Source organism: Bradyrhizobium sp. SPXBL-04 (assembly GCF_051853035.1).
GTDB lineage: Bacteria > Pseudomonadota > Alphaproteobacteria > Rhizobiales > Xanthobacteraceae > Bradyrhizobium > Bradyrhizobium zhanjiangense.
The window spans coordinates 2599221-2622742 of the sequence record NZ_CP182472.1 but is presented as its reverse complement, the minus strand read 5'-3'; the positions used below and the strand labels follow the sequence as shown (position 1 = coordinate 2622742).

At 60.6% G+C, this 23522-nt stretch carries 24 protein-coding genes and 3 pseudogenes; 10 read left to right on the top strand and 17 right to left on the bottom strand.

Annotated elements, in window-relative coordinates; all coding sequences use genetic code 11:
• A pseudogene (locus ACNJX8_RS12230) lies at positions 1-603 on the bottom strand (FAD-dependent oxidoreductase); the annotation flags it as partial.
• Between the two features lie 67 nt (positions 604-670).
• On the opposite strand from ACNJX8_RS12230, the pseudogene ACNJX8_RS12225 reads away from it, so the two are divergent.
• Positions 671-1652: pseudogene (locus ACNJX8_RS12225) on the top strand (trypsin-like peptidase domain-containing protein); the annotation flags it as partial.
• A 335-nt stretch (positions 1653-1987) separates the two neighbouring features.
• Positions 1988-2212 carry a response regulator gene (locus ACNJX8_RS12220; protein WP_439360803.1) on the top strand — a complete coding sequence of 75 codons (225 nt, stop codon included), beginning with the start codon at positions 1988-1990 and terminating at the stop codon, positions 2210-2212.
• Between the two features lie 324 nt (positions 2213-2536).
• Here the strand turns inward: ACNJX8_RS12220 and rpoH are convergent, their stop codons facing one another.
• Both rpoH and ACNJX8_RS12210 read right to left on the bottom strand, forming a co-directional pair.
• On the bottom strand, positions 2537-3487 hold the full coding sequence (gene rpoH / locus ACNJX8_RS12215; RefSeq protein WP_439360802.1) for an RNA polymerase sigma factor RpoH: 951 nt from the start codon (positions 3485-3487) through the stop codon (positions 2537-2539).
• 39 nt (positions 3488-3526) lie between these two features.
• Positions 3527-3802, bottom strand: a complete 276-nt coding sequence (locus tag ACNJX8_RS12210) for a hypothetical protein (RefSeq protein ID WP_439410336.1) — start codon at positions 3800-3802, stop codon at positions 3527-3529.
• A gap of 497 nt (positions 3803-4299) precedes the next feature.
• Between ACNJX8_RS12210 and ACNJX8_RS12205 the strand changes: the two genes are divergently transcribed.
• From ACNJX8_RS12205 to ACNJX8_RS12175, 7 genes and pseudogenes are all read left to right on the top strand, one after another.
• Positions 4300-4752, top strand: a complete 453-nt coding sequence (locus ACNJX8_RS12205) for an Hsp20 family protein (protein ID WP_439360800.1) — start codon at positions 4300-4302, stop codon at positions 4750-4752.
• 88 nt (positions 4753-4840) lie between these two features.
• Entirely contained in the window at positions 4841-5338 is a 498-nt protein-coding gene (locus ACNJX8_RS12200) for an Hsp20/alpha crystallin family protein (RefSeq protein ID WP_439360799.1), read from the top strand.
• 434 nt (positions 5339-5772) lie between these two features.
• Positions 5773-6509 (top strand): annotated as a pseudogene (locus ACNJX8_RS12195) (MarC family protein).
• A gap of 102 nt (positions 6510-6611) precedes the next feature.
• Positions 6612-7082 (top strand): Hsp20/alpha crystallin family protein, encoded by a 471-nt coding sequence (locus ACNJX8_RS12190; RefSeq protein ID WP_439360798.1) that lies wholly within the window; start codon positions 6612-6614, stop codon positions 7080-7082.
• 74 nt (positions 7083-7156) lie between these two features.
• Positions 7157-7555, top strand: a complete 399-nt coding sequence (locus ACNJX8_RS12185; protein WP_439360797.1) for an Hsp20/alpha crystallin family protein — start codon at positions 7157-7159, stop codon at positions 7553-7555.
• Between the two features lie 244 nt (positions 7556-7799).
• Positions 7800-9437 carry a chaperonin GroEL gene (groL, locus tag ACNJX8_RS12180; protein WP_439360796.1) on the top strand — a complete coding sequence of 546 codons (1638 nt, stop codon included), beginning with the start codon at positions 7800-7802 and terminating at the stop codon, positions 9435-9437.
• Positions 9438-9597: 160 nt separating this feature from the next.
• Positions 9598-9768 carry a hypothetical protein gene (locus tag ACNJX8_RS12175; protein ID WP_439360795.1) on the top strand — a complete coding sequence of 57 codons (171 nt, stop codon included), beginning with the start codon at positions 9598-9600 and terminating at the stop codon, positions 9766-9768.
• Between the two features lie 449 nt (positions 9769-10217).
• Here ACNJX8_RS12175 and dhaK read toward each other — a convergent pair whose 3' ends face one another.
• From dhaK to ACNJX8_RS12110, 13 genes are all read right to left on the bottom strand, one after another.
• The gene (gene dhaK / locus ACNJX8_RS12170; protein WP_439360794.1) at positions 10218-11201 is read right to left on the bottom strand and encodes a dihydroxyacetone kinase subunit DhaK; all 984 of its coding nucleotides are present in this window, start codon (positions 11199-11201) and stop codon (positions 10218-10220) included.
• 32 nt (positions 11202-11233) lie between these two features.
• Positions 11234-11656, bottom strand: coding sequence for a hypothetical protein (locus tag ACNJX8_RS12165; RefSeq protein ID WP_091883294.1), 423 nt, complete (start codon positions 11654-11656; stop codon positions 11234-11236).
• Positions 11649-13268: a phosphoenolpyruvate--protein phosphotransferase gene (ptsP, locus tag ACNJX8_RS12160; RefSeq protein WP_439360793.1), complete on the bottom strand. Its 1620-nt coding sequence runs from the start codon at positions 13266-13268 to the stop codon at positions 11649-11651. Before ptsP ends, ACNJX8_RS12165 begins: the two co-directional genes overlap by 8 nt.
• A 1-nt stretch (position 13269) precedes the next feature.
• The gene (locus ACNJX8_RS12155) at positions 13270-13578 is read right to left on the bottom strand and encodes an HPr family phosphocarrier protein (RefSeq protein WP_439360792.1); all 309 of its coding nucleotides are present in this window, start codon (positions 13576-13578) and stop codon (positions 13270-13272) included.
• Positions 13579-13603: 25 nt separating this feature from the next.
• Positions 13604-13996 (bottom strand): dihydroxyacetone kinase phosphoryl donor subunit DhaM, encoded by a 393-nt coding sequence (gene dhaM / locus ACNJX8_RS12150; protein ID WP_129143098.1) that lies wholly within the window; start codon positions 13994-13996, stop codon positions 13604-13606.
• Entirely contained in the window at positions 13993-14616 is a 624-nt protein-coding gene (dhaL, locus tag ACNJX8_RS12145; protein ID WP_439360791.1) for a dihydroxyacetone kinase subunit DhaL, read from the bottom strand. The genes dhaM and dhaL overlap by 4 nt, the downstream gene beginning before the upstream one ends.
• A gap of 12 nt (positions 14617-14628) precedes the next feature.
• Positions 14629-15654 (bottom strand): ABC transporter ATP-binding protein, encoded by a 1026-nt coding sequence (locus tag ACNJX8_RS12140; protein WP_439360790.1) that lies wholly within the window; start codon positions 15652-15654, stop codon positions 14629-14631.
• Positions 15647-16744 (bottom strand): ABC transporter ATP-binding protein, encoded by a 1098-nt coding sequence (locus ACNJX8_RS12135; RefSeq protein ID WP_439360789.1) that lies wholly within the window; start codon positions 16742-16744, stop codon positions 15647-15649. The genes ACNJX8_RS12140 and ACNJX8_RS12135 overlap by 8 nt, the downstream gene beginning before the upstream one ends.
• A 10-nt stretch (positions 16745-16754) precedes the next feature.
• On the bottom strand, positions 16755-16955 hold the full coding sequence (locus ACNJX8_RS12130; protein ID WP_439360788.1) for a hypothetical protein: 201 nt from the start codon (positions 16953-16955) through the stop codon (positions 16755-16757).
• A complete protein-coding gene (locus ACNJX8_RS12125) occupies positions 16952-17929 on the bottom strand; it encodes a carbohydrate ABC transporter permease (protein ID WP_439360787.1) in 978 nt (325 codons plus the stop codon). Before ACNJX8_RS12125 ends, ACNJX8_RS12130 begins: the two co-directional genes overlap by 4 nt.
• Entirely contained in the window at positions 17926-18900 is a 975-nt protein-coding gene (locus tag ACNJX8_RS12120; RefSeq protein ID WP_439360786.1) for a carbohydrate ABC transporter permease, read from the bottom strand. The genes ACNJX8_RS12125 and ACNJX8_RS12120 overlap by 4 nt, the downstream gene beginning before the upstream one ends.
• 70 nt (positions 18901-18970) lie before the next feature.
• A complete protein-coding gene (locus ACNJX8_RS12115) occupies positions 18971-20329 on the bottom strand; it encodes an ABC transporter substrate-binding protein (RefSeq protein WP_439360785.1) in 1359 nt (452 codons plus the stop codon).
• Between the two features lie 1206 nt (positions 20330-21535).
• Positions 21536-21667, bottom strand: coding sequence for a hypothetical protein (locus tag ACNJX8_RS12110; RefSeq protein ID WP_439360784.1), 132 nt, complete (start codon positions 21665-21667; stop codon positions 21536-21538).
• Positions 21668-22036: 369 nt separating this feature from the next.
• On the opposite strand from ACNJX8_RS12110, the gene ACNJX8_RS12105 reads away from it, so the two are divergent.
• Entirely contained in the window at positions 22037-22849 is an 813-nt protein-coding gene (locus ACNJX8_RS12105) for a hypothetical protein (RefSeq protein WP_439360783.1), read from the top strand.
• A gap of 134 nt (positions 22850-22983) precedes the next feature.
• On the opposite strand, the gene ACNJX8_RS12100 is transcribed toward ACNJX8_RS12105, so the two are convergent.
• Positions 22984-23433 carry a tetratricopeptide repeat protein gene (locus tag ACNJX8_RS12100; RefSeq protein WP_439360782.1) on the bottom strand — a complete coding sequence of 150 codons (450 nt, stop codon included), beginning with the start codon at positions 23431-23433 and terminating at the stop codon, positions 22984-22986.
• Positions 23434-23522 lie beyond the last annotated feature (89 nt).

Below are 23522 nucleotides of genomic sequence, written 5' to 3'. Positions count from 1 at the left end.
TCACCGCCAGGCGCGCGCGAGGCGGAAGGCGTCGCCGAACAGCCCGCTCCAGGAGCGCGCCTTGATGAACGATTTGAACGTCGTCTTCTCCTTCTCGACCTTTGGCGTACCGTCGACGCGCAGGAAATTCTGCATCGCCCTGGAGACGAGCTCCGGATAGGTCAGGAAGAAGTTCTGCGACTGGGTGTGCATCAGCGCAGGCATGTCCTTGTACTTCTTCAGGTCCTTGATGACGAAGGACTGGTCCAACATGGTCTTGTAGAGTGACAGGTTCTCCGCCGTCATCGGATCCTCGCGCGACTTGACCTGGAAGATCGCCTCCGCCGCGATCCGGCCCGATGTCATCGCAAGATTCGAGCCCTCGCGATGGATGGCGTTGTTGAGCTGGGCGGCGTCGCCGACCACGACCCAGCCTTCGCCGTAGAGCTGCGGGATCGCCTTGAAGCCGCCCTCGGGGATGAGGTGCGCGGCATATTCCTTCACCTCGGAGCCCTCGATCAGCGGGGCGACCGAGGGGTGCCGCTTGAAGCGATCGAGCAAGCCATACGGCGTCTCGCCGGTGCGCTGGAAGTCTGCGACGAGGCAGCCGATGCCGAGCGAGATGCCTGCTTGAGGGGGATGGGATGAACTTCACGATCACACCGGCGGCGCAGAAATTCATGCGCATGATGCCGGTCGTGTGCCAACCTTGGCGCCGCTAGTAAAAGAGGTGACGCCCGCGGTGGTCAACGTCTCGGTGCAAGGGAAAATCCGTGAGAACAATCCGCTCTATCATGATCCCTTCTTTCGTGAGTTCTTCGACGTTCCGAAGCAGTTCGAGAAGGAAATCAACGCAACCGGTTTCGGGGTGATCGTAGATGCGCAGAAGGGTTACGTCCTCACCGCAAACCACGTGGTCGCGCAAGCCTCGCTAGTACAGATCAAGACAAAGGACGGAAGGAAGTTTGCTGCGAAGCTGGTGGGGCGCGACGCCCCCACAGATGTGGCACTCCTGCACATCAAGGATCCGATCAATCTTAAGGCGATCAAGCTTGGCGACAGCGATGCGCTCGAGGTCGGCGACTTTGTGATTGCCGTCGGCAATCCCTTCGGTATTGGCCAGACCGTCACGTCAGGACTTGTGAGTGCGTTGGGTCGAACGGGCCTCGTCAAGCAAGGCTATGAGGATTTCATTCAGACCGACGCGGCTATCAATCCTGGCAATTCGGGTGGAGGCTTGATCAACCTGAAAGGCGAGTTGATCGGCATCAATACAGCGATCATATCGCCGGGGGGCGGCAATATCGGGATCGGCTTTGCTGTGCCCATCAACATGGCCAAGAAAGTCATGGATCAGCTGATTGCAACCGGCCACGTCGGGCGGGGCCGTATCGGCGTGGCCCTTGAGGATCTCGATGCCTCACTCCGGTCACCTCGAGGGCGCCAGAATCAAGGAGGTCAGCGCTGGCTCTCCCGCCGAGCGAGCGGGCCTCCGCAAAGGCGACATCATCCTGAAAGCCAACAACGTCCCGATCCGGAGCGCGACTCAGATGCGCAACTTGATCGGGCTCACGCCAGTTGGCCAACAGGTGCATCTGATCGTCGAGCGCGACCACGCGCGCGAAAGCGTGAGGGTTGAGGTTGTTCCGCTCGCGGAGAAAAAGCCTAGCTGAGAGCAGCCGACCTCACGTGCGTGCACTTCGGAGGCCCTCGAAGTCTCGGAACGCAAAATTCTGGCACTCGCATCCCTAGGCTGGCAGGTAGGCTCAAGGCAGTTTCTGGGACCACACCTATGAATGTTTTCACCGGAAGCGCGTTTGAGCTTCGGAGACGCCAAAGTCCCGAAGGGGGATGTCTTCTGTCATCCTGGCGGTTGAAGACGAGGCGCTGTTGCAGACCATTGTTCATGACGCGCTGGAGGAGGGAGGATTCGACGTCGTCATTTCTGCCTCTGCCGATTAAGCTCTTAACTTTATTCCACTCCAGAGTCGCAAAGTACTCGGCCCTGGTGAGTGATGTTAACCTCAAAGTCGCCAAGAATGGCTGGGACCTGGCGCGCCAAGTTAGAGAGATCGATCCAGCTTTTCCTGTCGTCTACATTACGGGAGCTGCAGCCGATGAATGGGGCTCTCAGGGCGTGCCCAACAGCATCCTCTTGGAAAAGCCTTTTGCACCCGCGCAACTGGTCACAGCTGTTTCCCAGCTCCTCAACAGCGGTGGTACGACAACGTAGCTGACCTTGTGTGTAGCCATTTGCGCCGGGCTCCTGTTGGCACAATCGCCTAGACCTAGTCCAACCGGTGCTTCCATGGCGGCGTGCTTTAGCAGCTCCCCAACACGCGCGTTTGTTTGGTCTGACGCCGAGAAGGATGAGACGCCAGTGTATGCGGTTCAGTTCGATCTTTGCGGCGACGACGAGCGGGTCGGGAAAGCGGGAGCGCCTGTCCGCGTTCTTGTGGCGAAGACTGCGATGCCGTCTCCTCGCTGGGCAATGAGTGCTACGCAGCAATGAACGGCAGTGCCGCCGCCACGCTCCCGATGTTAGCGAGCATGACCCTCAGGACGGTCTCTGTGAGCATGGTGAAGATCTCCGATCGCCAATGTCGACTATTTTCGCTGACAATGCGGCGGGACGGGAAGAGCTCGCAACCCGTGCGCGCACTGCGTCCCTCAGCCGCTGAAAGGCACGTTGCTCGACCTGCCGGATCCGCTCGCGCGAGACGCGGAACTGCCGCGCCAGCTCGTCCAGCGTCTTCGGCTGGTCCGCGAGCATCCGCGCTTCCAGGATTGCCCGCTCGCGCGCCGACAGCGCCTCAAGTGCCTCCGAGAGAGCGGCCTCTCGTCGCCCGTAATCATCCGCGTCGATCAGCAGGCGTTCGGGATCAGGTGAAGAATCGACCAGCCGGTCTTGCCATTCCTCTGTGGTCTCCTCATCGCTGATGGGAACATTGAGCGAGATATCGCCGCGTAGCCGCCGATCCATTTCGATCACCTCCGGCGGAGTAACCTTCAGCTGCTCCGCGACATAGTTCACCTGATCGGCGCGCAGGTCCGTTTCCTCGAATGCGGATATTCTGCTCCTGAGCCTGCGAAGATTGAAGAACAGTTTCTTTTGGGCGGCTGTCGTACCCACCTTCACAAGGGACCATGACCTCAAGACATACTCCTGGACGGAGGCCTTGATCCACCACATGGCATAGGTCGCCAGCCGAAAGCCCCTCTCCGGCTCAAAACGTTTGACGGCCTGCATCAAGCCAAGATTCGCTTCCGACACCAGATCGGCAATCGGCAGCCCATAACGGCGATACTTCATCGCGATCTTGGCTGCCAGCCGAAGGTGACTCGTCACAAGACGGTATGCGGCCTCGCGGTCGCCGTGCTCACGCCAGCGCCTCGCGTAGGTGACCTCTTCGGACACTGTAAGAAGCGGAAACTTCTGAATCTCGACGAGGTAGCGAGAGACTCCACCTTGTGAAGTCACGAATGGGAGTGTCGCGATAGTCGCCATGACGATCGCTCCCTTCTTCCGAAGTTTACACGCGCAAGCTTATCGCGAGCTGATCGACGTCTTGGCGGCGACCTTGCTCACCAGGGATCTAAGCTTGCTGCGCCACTGCGGAAGACGCTTCTTCAGATAGGCCCCAGCGCTGTCGATAAGGCGGGCAAAGCGCCGCCTGGAAAAAAGACGGCCCGACCGCCTCTCGAGCGCAGTGAGGAGATGATTGAAGGCCCAGCTAAACTGCCGGAAAAAGGTGGAGATGCGTCTCATATCCAAATCCTCCAAGAGCAAGATGGGTACGAGGGATGCCGTCGCTGCGTCCATGGACCCCTTCAGGCGTCGGATCGCAGGTGAGGCGCTGCGGAAAACTACAATATGGGAAAATTGTTCCAGTGCTTAGCAAGGCTTCAAGATCGAAGCAGACCGCACAACGGAGCCGCCGCCGCGAGGGCTTTGCGGCACCCGGGGATCGCGGACGAACACCACCTCCGCCTTCTGGTCGAACGGCCCCACCAGATCGCGCTTCGCAGCTGTCATGGCAACCAAGGTCAGTGCCCGGACTGCGGATCCCGATGCTCGATCGTCTGTCGCAACGAGAGGTCGCGTCGATTAGGTTTCAGGCCGATGCCCGAGGTCGAGCGCGGCGATTTCGCTATCGATCAAGAAACCCCTTGAAAGACAGGACCTCACTTCTAACTGGATGGCTGCAGGCGCGGCGCGCCGCCCTGTACCGGGCGCCTTTTCAGGGCCCGGCCACCTGGGGCGCCGGACACGGTGTCCGCAGCGCTCGTAACCATGTTGCTCGAAGGGAGGATGTGGCTATGACCACCTTTGATGTTGCTCCGCTTTGGCGATCGACAGTTGGATTCGATCACCTCCTCAACCTCATCGAGAATTCCGTCCGATGGACGAACGGCGACAATTATCCGCCCTACAACATCGAACGGGCCGGTGAGGACCACTATCAAATCTTGCTGGCGCTGGCTGGCTTCACGCCCGAAGAGGTCAGCATCACCGCAGAGCAGAACGTGCTGACGGTTGAAGGCCGAAAAACCGAAAAGGGCGCGCATCAGTACCTCTATCAGGGGATCTCTGCACGTCCGTTCCGGCACGTCTTCAACCTCGCGGACTACGTGCAGGTGAAGGGCGCCTCGTTCGAGAACGGCATGCTCAAGATCGACCTTGTGCGTGAAGCGGAGGCGATGAAACCACGCCAGATTGCCATCAACACTGGTAGCGACAGCCAACAGCTTGAGCACAGGCAGGCGGCCTGAAGGTCTGCTGCCGATTGGGCATCGTCTCGCGGCGCGGTGACGCCGCGACAGCGGGAATTTGCCAGTTACCGGATACAAGGAGGAAACCATGGCTATGACTGATCTCATTCCCTGGGGCCGCGGCCGCAACCTTCCCGCCCAACGCGGCGGAGATGCGGGCCCGTTTTTGGCCCTGCATCGCGAAATGAATCGTCTGTTCGACGACGTCTTTCGGGGCTTCGACCTTGCCCCCTTTGGCGATCACTTGCTTGAGCGGTCGATCGGCTGGCCCAACATCGAGGTCAGCGAAACCGACAAGGACGTGAAGGTCGCAGCGGAATTGCCCGGCCTCGAGGAGAAAGACGTTGAGGTCGAGCTCGCCAACGGCATTCTGTCGATCAAAGGCGAGAAGAAGACCGAAACAGAAGACAAGGATCGACGATTCAGCGAGCGCTACTACGGTCGCTTCGAACGGCGCATTCCAATCGAGAATGTGGATCAGGACAAGGTGTCCGCCGCGTTCAAGAACGGTGTGCTGACCGTGACCATGCCGAAGCTGCCGGAGGCACAGTCGAAAGTGAGGCGCATCCGCATCAACGACAAGTAAGCGTCAAGGCGGGAGCGGACGTCGCTTCCGCCCCAAGGGTTGGATAACGACTGCTCGGCTCTGAGGGGGCGGCAGGGCTTGCGAAAGTGATTTGACCGTGGACAAGAAACGTCGATCCAGCTTTGCCGGCGCGGCGGAGCTAGTTACACATGCCGAGGCGGCCAGCAGATACCTCAAAGAATTGAGCACGGCTTGCTCGAATGGCGACAAAGCGGCAGCACGAGCGGCGCTCCGCCGAGCAATCAGCGAGCTGGAGACGGCACGCGCCATGTTACGGACTGGTCTCGACTGACACGGCTGCGCCTCACCTTCCAAATGGAGCAAATTGTTTGTTGGAACGTTGACGGCGGGGCTGCTCGTCCTTGCCGAATCCCCGGCCCAACCACAGCACGCACACCTGCACATCATTTCGCAACGTTGAAGATCCTAAAACAATGGTTTGGAATCAGTTTGTCGGCATTACCATGCTGCTGTATGCGCTGACGAACCCGGTCGGAGCCATTCCGATTTTTCTGGCGATGACGCGCAAGGTCGAAAGAGTAAAGATACATCGCATCATCTTTCTGGCTTCAGTCGCTGTCGCGGTCTTCTTCATGGGAGCGGCGCTGCTCGGCAAGCAGATTTTGAATTTCTTCAATGTCGGACTCGATGACTTCCGCATTGCAGGCGGCCTTCTGGCTTTGATGATCGCCTTCGAGATGTTTCAGGCTCAGTATGGAAGATTTATTCAAGTGGCTGACGAAACGGCCCGCGAGGAAGTGGATATTCATGGGCTCGCAATCACGCCCTTTGCTTTTCCGCTGCTTGTGGGTCCAGCCGAGCTGAGTATCATGATCACTCTTCCAACGACAATCCGGGATGGCTTCCCAAAGCACTGCTTGCGGTTGCATCGGTGCTCGCAACGTTCCTGATTGGACTGACCCTGTGGATGGCCACAGCGATCGAGCGGTTCTTGGGCAGAACCGGCATCAACGTCATGACGCGCGTTATGGCGCTTATCGTCGCCGCGATCGGCGTGAACTTCATCATGACTGGTATCAAGAGCGAATTGCCGGGGTTGGCGAGCCAACAGAGTCGCGTCTCAAGCGAACCCGTCTCCACTCGGAATCTGACGATGACGGTCCGCAATTGGCCTGCAGACAGCGCGCATGCGCTAAACTTTTTTATGTAAAATCAATATCTTAGACAGATAACAGCAATCGCTTGCGCCGATTGGCACTCGCCTCTTGACAGTGCCACCCATCGTCCCAAATCAAAGTCTCGAGGGGCGACCATGACCCTTCGTCGCCCCGTCAACGATGAGCAAGGGGTTGCAAACATGATCATGGGATTTGCCGATCCGTTCGACACACTACTCGAACTACAACGCTCTCTTGAAGCAACTTTAGCCAGCGACTGGCTGCAAGACCTCACCACTAGTCGGGGCCCATTCCCACCGATCAACGTTTTCCAACAGGGCGAGGATATTCTGGCCATCATCGAGTTGCCCGGTGTCAGCAAGAGCGACCTGCAAATCGAGGCCAAGGAAAACTCTATTCGCATCTTTGGGAAAAAGACGGTCGACTATCCCGAGGAGGCGAGCCTGCATCGACGCGAGCGCGCATTTGGTCAGTTCGACCGAACGCTGTCCGTCCCCGTGCAGATCGAGCCGGATGGCATCAAGGCCGAATATCGGGACGGCATCTTGGCGCTATTCCTGCCGCGCGCGGAAAGCGACAAGCCGCGCAGCATCAAGATCACCTGAATCGCAATCTCGCGCTGCGCGTTTATCCCTTACGGAAGATTGGCGTAGCGCAGTAGCCTTGAGGAGATACGATCATGGCTTCAAAAAGGGAACTGCAGGTAGCCCAAAAGCGTGAATTGGAGAAGAAGGAGGAGAGCACCATCCCCGCGCGGCTATTTGTGCCGAACGCGGACATCTATGAAACCAAGGATGGCCTCAACGTGATTCTCGAAATGCCAGGGGTCGACAAGGATAGCGTCGACGTTCGAGTGGAGGACGACGTGCTCAAGGTCGACGGAAAGCTCGACTTCTCCAAGTACCGAGGCCTCCAGCCGCTGTACACTGAGTACAATGTAGGCCACTTTTCGCGGAGCTTCCGGCTATTCGGCAAGATCGATCAGAGCAAGATCGCAGCCGAGCTCAAGGACGGCGTGCTGTCGCTCATGCTGCCGTTGGCAGAGAAAGCCAAGCCGCGAGCCATTCAGGTCAACTGAAGCGACGGTAGGCCCAGGTGGTGTGGGCTAAGTGGATAGCTCAGCCCTATCGACGTCAATATCGGCGATCGTGTGTGTTCGGCAAGTAGTCGGAAATTGAGATCAAGTTCGATGGCGTCGAATACCTGGTCATGAAGCGCACACAGGATGTCGGCGTGCTGACCAGGTTCGGCCGAAACAAGAGGCGACCAGTCGCAGAGGCGCTCTTGAAGTCGCGAGGCAAGCTATTTCGGGAGGAACGATCATGAGTGCAAAGGAGGTACGGTTTTCGACTGACGCCCGAGACAAAATGCTTCGCGGCGTCGACATTCTAGCCAATGCCGTCAAAGTGACGCTGGGACCGAAGGGTCGCAACGTCGTGCTTGAAAAGAGCTTTGGTGCGCCTCGCATCACAAAGGATGGCGTGACCGTTGCGAAGGAAATCGAACTCGAGGACAAGTTCGAGAATATGGGAGCGCAGATGGTCCGCGAGGTCGCCTCGAAGACCTCCGACCAGGCAGGTGATGGAACGACGACTGCTACCGTTCTCGCACATGCAATTGTCCGCGAGGGAGCGAAGGCGGTTGCAGCGGGCATGAACCCGATGGATCTCAAGCGTGGCATTGATCTCGCGGTCGATGCGGTCGTCGATGAACTCAAGAGGAATACGAAAAAGCTGACTTCAAATGACGAAATTGCGCAGATCGCGACGATTTCTGCCAATGGTGACAAGGAAATTGGACGCTTTCTGGCCGATGCAATGAAAAAGGTCGGCAACGAGGGAGTGATCACGGTCGAGGAAGCCAAGTCACTCGAGACCGAACTGGAGGTCGTGGAAGGCATGCAGTTCGACCGCGGCTACATCTCGCCCTATTTTGTTACCAATGCGGAAAAGATGCGGGTTGAGCTAGACGATCCATATATCTTTATCCATGAAAAGAAGCTCTCCGCGTTGCAGCCGATGCTGCCCCTGCTGGAATCAGTCGTGCAGAGCGGCAAGCCCCTGCTTGTGATCGCCGAAGACGTGGAAGGTGAGGCGCTTGCCACGCTTGTCGTAAACAGACTGCGGGCAGGATTAAAGGTCGCCGCTGTCAAGGCGCCCGGATTCGGTGACCGCCGCAAAGCCATGCTGCAGGATATTGCGATCCTTACCGGCGGCAATTTCATTTCCGAGGAGCTCGGCACGAAACTTGAGAGCGTCACGCTCAATATGCTGGGACGCGCCAAAAAGGTCACGATCGACAAGGATAACACGACCATCGTCAGCGGTACCGGCAAGAAGTCAGAGATCGAGGCGCGCGTCAAACAGATCAGAACCGAAATCGAAGAGACCACTTCGGACTATGATCGGGAAAAGCTGCAGGAACGACTGGCAAAGCTTGCCGGCGGGGTCGCCGTCATCCGGGTCGGCGGCGCAACCGAGGTGGAGGTCAAGGAACGAAAAGACCGTGTAGATGACGCCATGCATGCGACGCGCGCGGCCGTTGAAGAAGGTATTCTTCCAGGCGGCGGAGTGGCGCTGCTGCGGGCCACGGCTGCGCTGGCGAAAGTCAGGCCCGCAAATGACGATCAACGCCACGGCCTGGAAAGCGTCAAGCGGGCGCTCACGTGGCCGGCGCGGCAGATCGCGGAGAATGCGGGAGAAGATGGATCGATCGTGGTCGGAAAGGTGCTCGAGGGCAAGGAGTACGCCTGGGGGTTCGATGCACAGACGGCAGAATACGGTAACCTGTTCGCGAAAGGGATCATCGATCCGACCAAGGTCGTAAGATCCGCGCTGCAGGACGCAGCTTCAATCGCCGGGCTGTTGATCACGACAGAGGCCATGGTCGCCGAAGCGCCCAAGAAGCAGAATGGAGCCGGCCAAACCGTCCCCGCCGGTCCCGGCGCAATGGACTTCTAAAGGACGAACAACGTGCGGACAAAGGGCCGGTCGTCGGCCTCTTCCCCCGCATACCATTGGTGGCCACTACAAACGTCACGGCAATGGTTCTTGCCCACCGCGACTTCAGCACATCAATGTCGGCCCGTTTTCGAAGGATCGGATCCAAGGAGAACATCGGGTGTGGAACAAACTCGCGACGACCCGCATCGCGGCGTTCCTTACACGAAAGCAGGAACTGCACAGCCGGCTGAAGGAATTTCCGGGCCCGAAGGAGCGGGATGAAATCGAGCTTCTACTCGACAAGATTGATGCCGAACTGAACGCAGTGGACAGTCCTGATCGGCTGTGAGCCCTCTTCGGAAGCCCGAGTGCACACGAACGGCGGCGTTCGCTCAGTCGCCTCGGAAAATTGGCGCTTTGTCGCTGGAGCCATTCCTCTCTCCACTCTCATCGCAACACGAGCGACACAATGAAAACGCCAAGTGCGACGCACATTCAACCCAAACCAAGAAGCAGCTCTGGCAAGGAAATCAGCATTGATCCAACGCTACGAGGGGTACGTCACATGCGCCACAACGTGAGCGCAATTCAGGAAATGCCTCAATAGAGCGTGAGGGACATGGGACCGACGGGAGATAGCTCTCTACTCGGCACGTAAAAGAATGCCGTGCCCGAGGGACACGGCAAGTTTCAGGGAGGGTGAACCGGAAGACTCCCGGTGCATACGTGAGGCGTGGCCTCGGCCGATCGTCCGCCGGTGCGCGATCGGAAAAAGTCAACGGCCATTCGCGGCCGCGGTCACCATTTCAACGCGGCCGTGCGCACGGGATGGTCCCAGAGCGCCGCGGTCTCGCTATCGAGCACGCTCACGGTGAGCGAGCACCCGGCCATGTCCAGCGAGGTGACGAAGCTGCCGACCAGCGAGCGAGCAATGCGCAAGCCGCGCTTTTCGAGCAGCCGGCGCGCCGCGTTGTACATCAGATAGAGCTCGATCGTCGGCGTTCCGCCAAATCCGTTGACGAGCAAGAGGGCTTCGGCCCCGTCGCGCGCGTTGAGATCCTGCGCGATGGCCGTCGTCATCTCGTCCGCGATCGCGTCGGCCCGCTCCAGTTTGACCCGGCGACGTCCGGGCTCACCGTGAATGCCGACACCAACCTCCATCTCGTCCTCGCCGAGCGAGAAGGTCGGCGTGCCTGCGGCAGGCACCGTGCAGCTCGTAAGCGCCACCCCCATCGAGCGCGTGCGCGCGTTGACGCGCTCGCCCAGCGCAACGCAGCCCTCGAGCTCGGCGCCCTTCTCGGCCGCCGCGCCGACGATCTTCTCGACGATCAATGTGCCCGCCACGCCTCGGCGCCCGATGGTGTGTGTCGAGTTCTCGACCGCGACGTCGTCGTCGGTCACGATGGTAGCAGTGCGACCTTCGGCGATCTCGGCGGCCATCTCGAAATTCATGCGGTCGCCTGCATAGTTCTTCACGATGAACAGCACGCCGGCTTCACCGGCAACCGCCTGGGCGGCCTCGACGATCTGGTCTGGCGTCGGCGACGTGAAGACCTGTCCCGGACAGGCGGCGTCGAGCATGCCATAGCCGACGAAGCCCGCATGCAACGGCTCATGCCCGCTGCCGCCACCCGAAACGAGTGCGACCTTCTTTGGGTTCAGCTCACGGCGCCGCACGAATTTCCGCTCCGGCCCGAGCGCGACGAGATCGGCATGCGCACCCGCAAGCCCGTCGAGGCTCTCTGCGAGCACGGCGTCGACCGAATTGATGAACTTCTTCATTGTATCCTCCCCGTTTCCTCCCTGGCCTCACGCTATTTTTCCCGCATGATGGCAATCAAGCGCCGCGCAAATTCCTGGAGCAGCGCATCGAGTTCGGCGTTCCGCTTGGCGCTGCCGAGATCCGGCAAATGCAGCGTCAAGGTCCGCTCGTGCGATCCCTCCGTCAGCCGGCCGATCCGGCGCGGATGGGCGCGCGCATAGGCACGAAGGAAGGCGGCCTTCGCCTGCGGCGGGAAGTGGCAGACATCGAAGATCGTATTGAGGTGCTGCACGGGTATCGGCACCGGATAGGCGGGGTTGCTGATCTGGCTGACGAAGCTGCGGTTCTTCCCGATGGCATGCGCCAGACGCAGCCGCATGCCCGACGGGCGGCTCTCCAGCACTTCCTTGAAGATGCGCTTGTAGACCGCAACAGCGCCGGCCTCTGCCGGTTCATCAATCGCCGTGTCAGCCAAGCCCGCCTCCGTTGCTCAGCCGGTCGATCGTCCGCTTGATCTGTGCGAGGGCCGATGCATTCACGGACAGCTCCCGCAAGCCGCAATTCAACAATGCGGGCAGGCAGCGCGGGTCGCTCGCCATGTCGCCGCACAGGCTGACGCTGATGCCGGCGCGCCGCCCGTGCTCCGCGGTCCGTGTGATCAGTTCGAGCAAGGCCGGATGTAGTGGATCCATCAAGGGGGCGAGAGCTCCATTGGAACGATCGCAGGCAAGGACATATTGCGCGAGATCGTTCGAGCCGATCGAGAAGAAGGAAGCCTTGAAGCTCGCAATCGCCAGGGCCGCCGCCGGGACTTCGACCATGATTCCCAGCTCCGGGAGCATCGCGTCAATGCCGTCCACCTGCAAGCGCTGCACGATTTCGGAGAACAGCTTGCGTCCTGCTTCGAGCTCGTCCGCCGATGTGACCATCGGAAACATGACCTTGAGGTTTCCGCGCACGGCGGCACGCGCGAGCGCGCGAAGTTGAACGGTAAAGACGTCGGGCCGGGCCAGGCAAAGCCGCAAGCCGCGAACCCCCAGGAAGGGATTGGCTTCGCCGTCCAGCGTGAAGCCGGGCACCGGCTTGTCGCCACCCGCGTCAAAGGTGCGAATGGTGACCGGACGCCGGTCGGCCCAACGCAACACCGCATCGTAGGCTGCGAACTGGGCCTCCTCGTCGGGCAGGCGGCCCCGCTCGGTGAGCAGAAATTCGGTGCGCATCAGGCCGATGCCATCTGCATATTGTGCGTCGGCGTGATCGAGATCGTCGACGCGCTGGATATTGATGAACAGCTTGATCCGCTCGCCGCGCCACGAAGCCGTCGGCCGCCGCAGAATTGCGCGCGCAGACGCTCTGCTCTTGCGATGGTTCTCGCGCCGCTTCTCGAACAGCCGGACCTGCTCCGCATTGGGATCGAGCTCGAGCGTCGCACTTTCGCCGTCGAGCAGCGCCGTGGCTCCGATCTCCGGAACGGCGCCGAGTTGCACGACCATGGGGATCCCCCGTGCCCGCGCCAGCATGGCGACGTGGCTCGTGGGGCTGCCGCGCAGGAGCGCCAGACCGCCGCCGCCGGACCAGTCGATCTCAAGGAATCGCGAGGGCGGCAGATCGTCGGCGCAGACGACGGCGCCGCTCGGAATTTTCAGGACATGCCCTTCGCCTCCCCGCAGAATGTTGATCACGCGGTCACGCAGGTCAGCGAGATCCGACGAGCGCGCCTTCAGATATTCGTCCTCTGCCGAATTGTAATCGGCAATCTGCTCATCGAGCGCCGAACGCCACGTGACGTCCGCAGAACTCCCCTCCCCGATCGACGCGAAGATCGCTTCGATGAAATCTTCATCCTCCAGCAATGCGACCTGGAATTCGAGAATTTGCGCGGCTTCGCCTCCGGCGATCGTGGCAAGCTCCGCAATCTGCCCGCTCGCCACGTCTATCGCACTGCGCAGCGCGAGCGCCTCTTCGACCAAGGTACCGGCGATGCGCTCGCCGTTCGTGCCGGCATCGACACGGACGAACGGGCCATGGGCAAAGCCGATCGAGGCGGTTCTGCCGCGGTAGGCCAGTCCTGTCGCGCCTCCCTGCATGCTACGGAGCTCCGTCAGGAAAATCAGTTGCGATCAGGTCGACGAGCGCCGCGACGGCGGCCTCGGCGTCACTGCCGGATGCCTTGATCTCGATCGTGCTGCCATGCGCCGCACGCATGGCCATGATCTTGGCCACACTCTTGGCATTGATCCACTCGGCCGCCCCCGCCACCCGAACGAAAATCTGTGCCTCGAACTTCTTGGCAAGCTTTGTGAGCTTGACCGCCGGGCGTGCATGCATGCCCACCGCGTGCACTAGCCGTACATTGCCGATGAATGTCTGTCCGTCCGCTCTGTCCAGCATGCTCATTTTCCATCATCGCTTCGCCGACGCCTCAGTCGGCAGAGAGTTCCTCGGCCACGGCCTTCACCTGGGCCAGTGAGCTGCCGCCCGCCGCCTCGGTCGCCGCCATCACGGCGCCCTCGACGATCGGCGCGTTGCATACGACAACGAGCTCGCGCCGTGCGGGCTCCAGCATTTCGACCGCCATTTCGCTGTTGGTCTCTGCGCCGCCGAGATCGACGAGGATCGCGACGCCCTTCGCCGACCAGGCATCGTTGATGGCGTCGATGATCAGGGAGACGCTCGTGCCTAACCCGCCGTCGGGATTGCCGCCGCAGAAGGCCACCTTGACCTCGCTGCCGACCATCTGCCGCACCATGTCGGCGGTGCCCTTGGCGATATCCTTCGAATGCGAGACGATCACGATACCCACGGTGTCGGTCATTGCTGTCCCTCCAGGCTTGCGCAGACCGCCTGCACGAGTATGCAGCTCGAACGTGCGCCGGGATCGACATGTCCGACGCTGCGCGGCCCGAGGAACGACGCTCGCCCCTTGGTGGCCTGCATCGGTGCGGTCCGCTCGACTGCTTCGGCAGCAGTGGCTCGGACCCGCGCGATCAGATCCGGCTGGCCGGCCGCCGTCCTCAACGTTTCCAGGACGGGAACGAGCACGTCGAGCATTGTCTTCTCGCCGGCCTGCGAGCGCCCCCGCGCGCTCACCGCATTCACGCCGCTGCCAAAGACGTCCGCGAGATCGTCCGGCAGGTGCTTGTCGTCCGAAAGTGCTTCGCCCGCGGCAAGAAAGAAACTGCCGTAAAGTGGCCCGGAGGCGCCTCCGACGGTCATCACCAGCGTCTTGCCGATCATCTTCAGCGCCTCGTTCAGCGGCTGCGCCGAAATGGCATCGAGCTTGCCGAGCACGGCCTCAAAGCCGCGCTTCATGTTCGTTCCATGGTCACCGTCGCCGATCGCTTGATCCAGGGTCGTGAGTTCCGGCGCGCTCGCGATGACCCGCTCTGCGGCCACCTTGACCAGCGACTTGAATGTCTCGGGTTGCAGCGACATCGAACGGATCCTCTAGTGAACCATCGCAGGGATGCGTTGCCCAGCGCGATCGAAACAGAGCGGATGCAGCAGGTGTAGTTCGACCTCCTGGCCGGACTGAAGCGGCCGGCGCGGATCCGCAAGCGTCACCAGCATCTCGCCCTTGTAGTCCAGGTGAACGTGATTCTGCTCGCCGAGGTGCTCGACGCGGTGCACGCGGCCGACCATTCGTCCGCCATTGCGCGCGGCAATTTGCAGATGCTCGGTTCGGATACCAACGGTCTCCGTCCCCGGCGGCACCGGCACGTCTGACAACAGACGGGCCGGAAGGAAGTTGATCTGAGGCGTGCCGAGACGCGAGGCGACATAGCTCGAGGAAGGACTTTCATAGATCTCCCGCGGCGTACCGCACTGAAGGAGCTGGCCGTCCCTGATCACGCCGATCCGGGACGCCATCGTCATGGCCTCGACCTGATCGTGGGTCACGTACAGAATGGTCGCGCCAAGCTCGAGCTGGATCCGCTTGAGCTCAAGACGAAGCTCCGCACGCAGCTTCGCATCTAGAGATGAGAGCGGCTCGTCCATCAGATAGATCGAGGGATCGCGAACCAGCGCGCGGCCGATCGCCACCCGCTGCATTTCGCCGCCGGACAGACGGGTTGCACGGTTGTTCAGCTTGCTTGCGATGTGCAACAGCTCCGCAGTCCGTTCGACGCGCTTGCGGATGATCGGCTCCGGCACGCGCCGTGCGGGAGAGCGCAACGGAAACGCCAGATTGTCATAGACCGTGAGGTGCGGATACAGCGAATATTGCTGGAAGACGAAGGCGATATCGCGTGATCCCGGCGGATCACGCGTCACGTCGCGGCCGTCGATCATGACCGAGCCCGCGTCGGGGGTCTCGAGCCCTGTGATCAGCCGCAACGTCGTGGTTTTGCCCGCGCCGCTCGGCCCGAGCAGGACCAGGAACTCTCCATCGTTCACCGCCAGCGAGAGCTCGCGGACCGCCTCGGCCGCGCCGAAACGCTTGCTAATGTTGCGCAACGCGACGTCAGTCATGGCGCACCCTCCCCTCATTGGCGGTTCGAACAGCGAGGCCGCTGGCGATATCGAACAGCGCCAGCCGCCCGGAGTGGAATTCAAGACCCACCGTCTCGCCGATCCGCACCGACGCGCTGGAGGGCAACCGCGCCGCGAGGCGTCCGTGCGGCGTGTCGACGGTGACGATCTGCGTGGTGCCGAGATATTCGGCACCGAACACCTCGCCGCGGACGGGAGCCTCGTCGGCAAAGCGGATGTGCTCAGGACGTATCCCGAGCGCCAGCGGTGCGCTCGCACGATCCTCGCGGATCTCCGGGACTTCGACGCTGACGCTATGAAAGGTGACAGCCCGATCCCCCGACCGCAAGCCGCTTTCAAACCGCAGGAAATTCATCGGCGGCGAGCCGATGAAATCGGCCACGAACATGCTGGCGGGCCGGTCATAGACCTCTTGCGGCGAGCCGATCTGCTCGACCCGTCCCTTGTTCATGACCGCGATCTGATCCGCCATCGACATCGCTTCGAGCTGGTCGTGCGTCACGTAAACAGTGGTCGCACCGATGCGCTCGTGCAGGTCGCGAAGCTCGCCGCACATCAGATGCCGAAACTCGGCATCGAGCGCCCCGAGCGGCTCGTCCATCAGGAAGGCCTTCGGCCGCCTGACCATGGCGCGCCCAAGCGCGACCCGCTGCCGGTCGCCACCCGACAGCTTTGACGTCTTGCTCGACAGGAGATGCTCGATCCGCAGGAGCCGCGCTGTCTCCTGCACGCGCTCGCGAACGTCGCGCCGGCCCATGCCCTGGCACTTCAGGGGAAAGCCGATATTGTCGGCAACATTCATGTGCGGATAGAGCGCGAAAAGCTGGAAGACGAAGGCGATGTCGCGGGCCGCGGCACGGCGGAACGTCACGTCCTCGCCGTCGAGCAGGATCTTGCCCTCGGTCGGCAGCTCGAGGCCCGCAATCATGCGCAGCGTGGTCGTCTTGCCGCAACCGGAGGGCCCAAGCATCGCGAAAAAGGTGCCATCATCGATGGTGAAGTTCGAGCCTTGCACGGCCGTGAACTGATCGAACGACTTGCGCAGGTTTTCGACGCGGATTTGTGCCATGTCTGCCGCCCTATTCCGGAAAATGGCTTACGATGACGTATCCGACCGTACCGGCGAGGATCGTCACGAAGGAATAGCTGTACAGATCGATCGACCAGGGCTGCACCAGCATGATGATGCCGCCCGCGATCAGGGTCATCGCGCCCGTCTCCCAAGGCCCGCGTCGGAGCCAGCGAGACACTCCCCTTTTGGCGACCGCAGAACCGCTCATTTGCGCACAGCTCCGAAGGTGATGCCGCGCAACAGGTGTTTGCGCAACAACACGGTGAACAGGACGATCGGGACGACGAACAGCGTGGTCGCGGCAGCCACCGCTGGCCAATCCTGCCCGCCCTCGCCGATGATGAAGGGGATGAATGGCGGCATGGTCTGCGCTTCGCCGCTCGTCAGGAGAACCGCGAAGGCGTATTCGTTCCACGAGAAGATCAGACAGAAGATCGCGGTTGCTGCAATTCCCGTGACGGCCTGCGGCAATACCACCTTGCACAGGGCCTGGAGTCGCGTGTAGCCGTCGACGAGAGCGGCCTCCTCATACTCGCGCGGGATCTCGTCGATGAACCCCTTGAGCAGCCAGACCGCGAGCGAGACGTTCACGGCGGTGTAGAGCAGGATCATTCCGAGCCTGGTGTCCGTCAGATTGAGCTGGCGGTACATCAGATAGATCGGGATCGCGACCGCGACTGGCGGCATCATTCGCGTCGAGAGGATGAAGAACAGGAGGTCGTCAGCCAGGGGAATGCGAAAGCGCGAAAAAGCGTAGGCCGCGAGCGTGCCCAGAAACACGGCCAGGAACGTCGAGCCAAACCCGATGATCAGCGAGTTCACGAAGCGCGGCACGACCTTCGATGGTCCGGCAATGACCATGTCCCGCTGGCGCACGAGCTTGTCGTACCACGTCTCCGGCGGCGGCAGCTTGGCGATGAAGTCCGGCGTCTGGCGGGTGCGCACGGTGAAAAGGTTCACATAGCCTTCGAGGGTCGGCTCGAAGAGCACCTTGGGCGGATAGGCGATGGCGTCGCTCTGCGACTTGAATGCGGTGGCGACGATCCAGAGTAGCGGCAGGATCGTGATCACGGCATAGAGAATGACGAAGCCACCGGCCACGGCCTTCGAACGCGGCGAGGCTTCGACTATGGAATGAGCGGTGGACTTGGCCGGGACGGATTTGGCGAGTGCAGCGGTCATCGTTGCTTCACCTTGTTGAGCGCTTTGACGTAGATGTTGGCGGCACCGAACACGGTCACGAACAGGATGATGGCGAGCGCGGATGAATAGCCGGTGCGCCACTTCTCGAATGCGGCACGCTTCAGCGTGATCGACACAAGCTCGGTAGTCGACCCCGGCCCTCCCGATGTCAGGAGGTTCACCATGTCGAACATCTTGAAGTTCTCGATCGCACGAAACAGCACCGCGAGCATCAGGAACGGCACTGTCATCGGCAGCGTGATCGACCAGAACTGCCGCCAGGCCGAGGCGCGATCAACTTCGGCCGCCTCATAGATGTAGTCGGGAATGGAGCGAAGCCCGGCGAGGCAGATCAGCATGACATAGGGCGCCCACATCCAGGTATCGACGAGCACGATGGTCCAGGGTGCGAGTGAGACCTGGCCGGTCATGCTGAACGAGCTCGGCGGCACACCGGTGAACATACTGATCAGGTAGTTGAACGGCCCGATTTGCGGCTGCAGGAGTAGTGTCCAGAAGTTGCCGACGACCGCAGGCGACAGCATCATCGGCAGCAGGATGATCGTGGTCCAGCAGCTGTGACCACGAAACTGACGGTTGATCAGGAGCGCCAAGCCGAAGCCGATGATCACCTGCAACGCCACCGACCAGATCACGAATTGCGCCGTGGTCTGGAGCCGGATCCAGACGTCCTCGTCCGTGAGGATGTCGCTGAAATTGTCGAGCCCGACAAACCGCAGCGGCAAGTACGACATGCTGAGGTTGAGGCTGGTGAAGGACAGCCGGATCATCCACGCCAGTGGAAAGATGTTGATCGCCAGCAATAGCGCGATCGTCGGCGCAACGAACAGCCAGGCGATGGTCCGGTCCGACAGGCCGCGGACGCGCCGCGTGGCACGAGATTTGGCGGGCTCGCTCACGCCGGGGATGATAGCATCATCGGGTTGAAGGATCGTCGTCATCTTGTCCATCGGCTGGCTGGTTCGGTTTCCCCGAGGCACATCCCCGGGGAAACCAGTTCGGTTGACGCGAATACCGCGCCTATTGCGACGCGACCTGCTTACCCTGCTCCTTGAAAACCTTGGTCCAATCCTTGACCAGGAGATCGAGCGCCTGCTGCGCCGTGCCCTTGTCGGCAACGACGTAGTCATGCACTCGCTTCTGCATGTCGAGCAGCAGTTGCGCGTAGGACGGCTCGGCCCAGAAGTCCTTGACAATGCCCATCGATTCCAGGAATTGCGGCGCGAATGCTGCGCTCTTCGGGAAGTCGGGCGCGTCGACCACCGCCTTCAGCGCCGAATAGCCGCCGAGCTGCCACCACTTCTGCTGCACGGCGGGCTGCGCGAACCACTTGATGTAGGCCAGCGCGTCGTCCTTGCGATCGGAGGTCGCTACGACCGAGATGCCCTGTCCGCCGAGCTGGGTGAAGTGTCCGTTCGGGCCGGCCGGATTGACGAAGAAGCCGATCTTGTCGCCGCCGACATTAGGATCCTTGTAGAGGCCCGGGAAGAAGGCGAACCAGTTCATCTGCATCGCCACCTGGCCGGACTTGAAGGCATCGAGCCCTTCCTGCATGTAGGCGTTGGTCATGCCGGGCGCGGTGCAGCACTTGTAGAGCTCCTTGTAGAATTCAAGCCCCTTGGCCGCCTCGGCCGAATTGACGATGCCCTGCATCTGGTACGGCTTCTTCGGGTTGTCGTAAGCGAAGCCGTAATTGTAGAGGACGTTGGTCACGCCCATGGTGATGCCTTCGGAGCCGCGTTCGGTGAAGATGTAGGCGCCGTAGACCTTCTTGCCGTCGATCTCGCGGCCCTGGAAGAACTCCGCGACCTGCTTCAGCTCGTCGTAGGTCTTCGGCGGCGCCAGGTCGCGGCCGTACTTGGCCTTGAATCCCGATTGAATGTCAGGCCGCGAGAACCAATCCTTGCGATAGGTCCAGCCCACCGCATCGGCCATAGCCGGCAGCGCCCAATAGTTCGGCGAGTTCTTCGGCCACTGCGAATAGCCGACCACCGTCGCCGGGACGAAGTCGTCCATCGATATCTTCTCCTTGTCGAAGAAATCGTTGAGCTTGACGTACCATTTGTTCTCGGCAGCCCCGCCGATCCACTGGCTGTCGCCGATGATCAGGTCACAGAGCTTGCCGTGGGAGTTGAGCTCATTGAGGAAGCGATCGGCATAGCTCGTCCATGGGACGAACTCGTACTTCATCTCGATGCCGGATTGCTTGGCGAAGTCCTTGCCGAGCTCGACCAGCGCGTTGGCCGGATCCCAGGCCGCCCAGCACAGCGTGAGCTGCTTGCCCTGAGCTGCGGCTTCGCCCCCACCAAATATTCCCAGCAGCGCCGTCCCGAGGACCGTGGTTGCCGCCGAGCTTCTTAGCCAATTGAATGTCCGCATATCCGTTTCCTCTCTCGTTGAAGCATCTAACCCGCTCGGCGCTCCCTGCCGGAACGACGCCAAGACCCTGAAACCGAGTTTGAGGAGCGATGAGTGGAGAACGAGACGGACCATTTCCGGAAACGGGTCCGGAAGGCTTGGGCTCCTCCACACATCGGCTCGATGCGCGATGTTTAGTTTCTTGTGGAACTAAACGTATTACTAAATTTTGGAGATCGTCAAGCCGGTTTGTCGCGAGCCTGGCGAAAAGATCTGCCACGTTCGCGCGCGCAAGCGAGATGCACGCAGTGCAGCAAAATGCTTGGATTTTGTCGGAAGCTTCGATTGCCGATCTGGCGCCGCGGAGCAATCCAGCCCGCCTGGATAACCGGCGAGCCAGAAGCTGGCCAACGCCAAGCATGTTTAGCAAATGGATTTACTGAACGTTCAACGAAGCGATTGAGAGCGTGAGCAGTCTCCTCATCCGCCGAAGTCTGCCATTGCCGCGGACCACACCTGTTTCGCCCCAAAAACAACCTCGCCAAAGCGCAGCTAACGCGATCTCGAACTCAAGCAATGGGTGCAGCAAAATCAGCGAAGGCGATCGATATCCCGTCGCTCACCATGTTCCGGTTGCAGATTCGAGTCCCGACGAGCCCACCAGCAAACACCGACCTTGTGCAGCCAATGCAAATTCGCGCCAGCGCGCCAACCGGTACCGTCAGGCGCGCAAGATCGCGGAACATCGTAGTTTGGCGTAGAAATCGCAGGTTTTGGTAGGGAGGGTCCGCCCCCACCCCGCACAGCAACAGCTGTTTGTTCTTAAGTTCGACCAGCGGGGCTGCACGGAGCGGGATGAGAGGGTGGTGCCTCACGTTTCCAGCAACTGATGCTGATCGTCAGCACTCACCTATCTCCCCTGCACTGGGAAACAATGGGCGTGCTCTTCCGCCGACCAGAGGCAGCCCAATCTCATTTCACGAGGTCTGCTGACATTGGCTGTGACGAGATTTTTCTTGATCTCTTGGTGCACACGTCGTGCACACGCCGCCTTCTAAGCAATTGAAGAACTTGAACTCTCGCTCCAATCCATCATGGGCCAATTTGAGCAACCTCCAGCCAAACGACGCAAGCTAGAGCATGCCGCCAGGCTCCTCCCAATGCGGCGAGAAAGACACCGAGCGAGAACGCCAAGATGAGGGTCCGGTTGATATCGATGCCAATTGACTACGCCATCTCGCGGTCGCTGGTGACCGCCGGGATCAGGCGCCCAAGCCGGACATGGTTGATCAGGAGCCGCAGGCCGATGACGACGAGGATGGCCATCCCGACAAGCAGAATCTGGTAGCTTGGATTCATGACGCCATCAATGCTCGACGTGCAAAGCAATCGTATCGGTGCATCTTCGTAGAACGATTGCAAGCAGATCAGGCGCTCGAAGTCCTCCAGAAGGCGGCGAAGTCGTTCGTCTGTAAGGCGAACCGTTGTGCGCGGTGCCCCGCGCATAGGGCTTGTGCTACGAAACGATATCTGTGGTTCCGATGTCCAGATCCAATGCTGCCGCCGTTGTCCTCAATTGACATAGGCTTTGCCTTTCGGCACGCTTTGCGCCCACGGAAATGGTGAATGATTTACAGACCCGGCGACGTCGGCACGCAAACGCAGCGTGCAAACGACCGTTTGGTGCCCTATTCGAAGCCGCGTCGGCGCACCCGCTAAAGTTGATAGATGACTCTTTCGAGAAAAACTATCGGCCAGCCTGATCAGCCGATGGGGCGTGATCCGTTCCACACCGCCGCTCATCGGCCGGTGGAGCGTCACCTCCCCGAGAACCAAAAGCCGGAGCCACGCGCCGAGCAAACCAACAAAGCACCTATAGTTCATCCGGCCCAGGAGGCCTCTGCTGCGTCATCCGCACATTTCGGTTCTGTACGAGGTGTGTCCGCCAGTGTGACCGCCTATACAGATTGGATGAAGCGAGGACGCCAAATTTGGCACGAGCATTTGCAGCGCGGTCAACTACCCGAGGAGCCCACAGGGTCGATGGGAAACATCGAGCGCTGGTTGCTCGGATTGCTGAGCATTGTTGTTCTCGTGAGCTGCGTTTGCGCGACGATTGTCTTCACGCAGGTCAAGTCGCTCAAAGTAGAGATCGCCACGCTGCAACGCGAGATCATCGCGCTCAAGCTCCGCGTAGCCAGGCTTGATCAGATCGCAACCGCCAACGAGGCACGTGAGAAGCCAAGCAGTGAACCGCCTAAGCCGCCGCCAGAGACCCGGCCTGATCAGGCTTCGCTCATCCTGTCGCGCGAAGAGATTCAGCTGATCCGCGACTATATCAAGCCTGCCCCGGTCGCGGGGTCCGTGACTGAGTCGATCAAGGTCGGCGATCCCGTCTCGGGAGAAACCATCCCCTTCCCTTCTCCGATCACGGAGAAGGTGCGGAAACTGCTTGGCGCGAGATTTACCATTCGCAATGGCGTCATTGTCATTACGCGAAATGGGAGCCACTACGCTGATGCTGTGATCGGGTCCAATTGACGAGCGGCGGCCCAACGCCCCCTGCAACGACTGTGAAGCATATAGAATGGCGCGCAAGGTTCGATAACCGATCTGCAGTTTCAAGGGCGAGCGCCAAAGCCCGCCTGCAATAGCCTTGCAGGTAGTTATTCGACTTATGGCTGGTTGTTCGGCGGCCGTTCAATGAACCGTCGGCTGCCGTTCAGTAGCTCAAGGTTATTGGCGATAACCGGGTTGCCTGGATCGAGCGAATAGGCCTTCTCAAATTTCCGCCGCGCCGCACTTAGATTGCCACGCAGCATGTACGAATATCCCTGATCATTCAGGACTTGCACGGTTTCGCCTCCCAGCTGGATCGCCTGGGCATAGGCCTGGTCAGCCAGATCAAAACGACGTATCCGATCATAGCTCGCAGCCAACCCGATCCAAGCGGTCACGTCCTTGGGCGATTTCTCGACGCCGTCCTTGAAATAGCGCTGGGCAATCCCGTAATTGCCGCGGTTGAAATGCTCCAAGCCCAGCCGTACCGGTTCGTCCGAGGGATAATATTTGACGTCGGTCGGCTCCTGCACGGGATCCCCGCCAGGCGGCTCGACGGGAGCCACGACGGCGGCCTCCCTTAGTGTCTGGTCACAGGCTGCAAGGCCTGGTGCCAGCCAGCAACAGGTCAGCAATACAATGGCACGTCGCATAA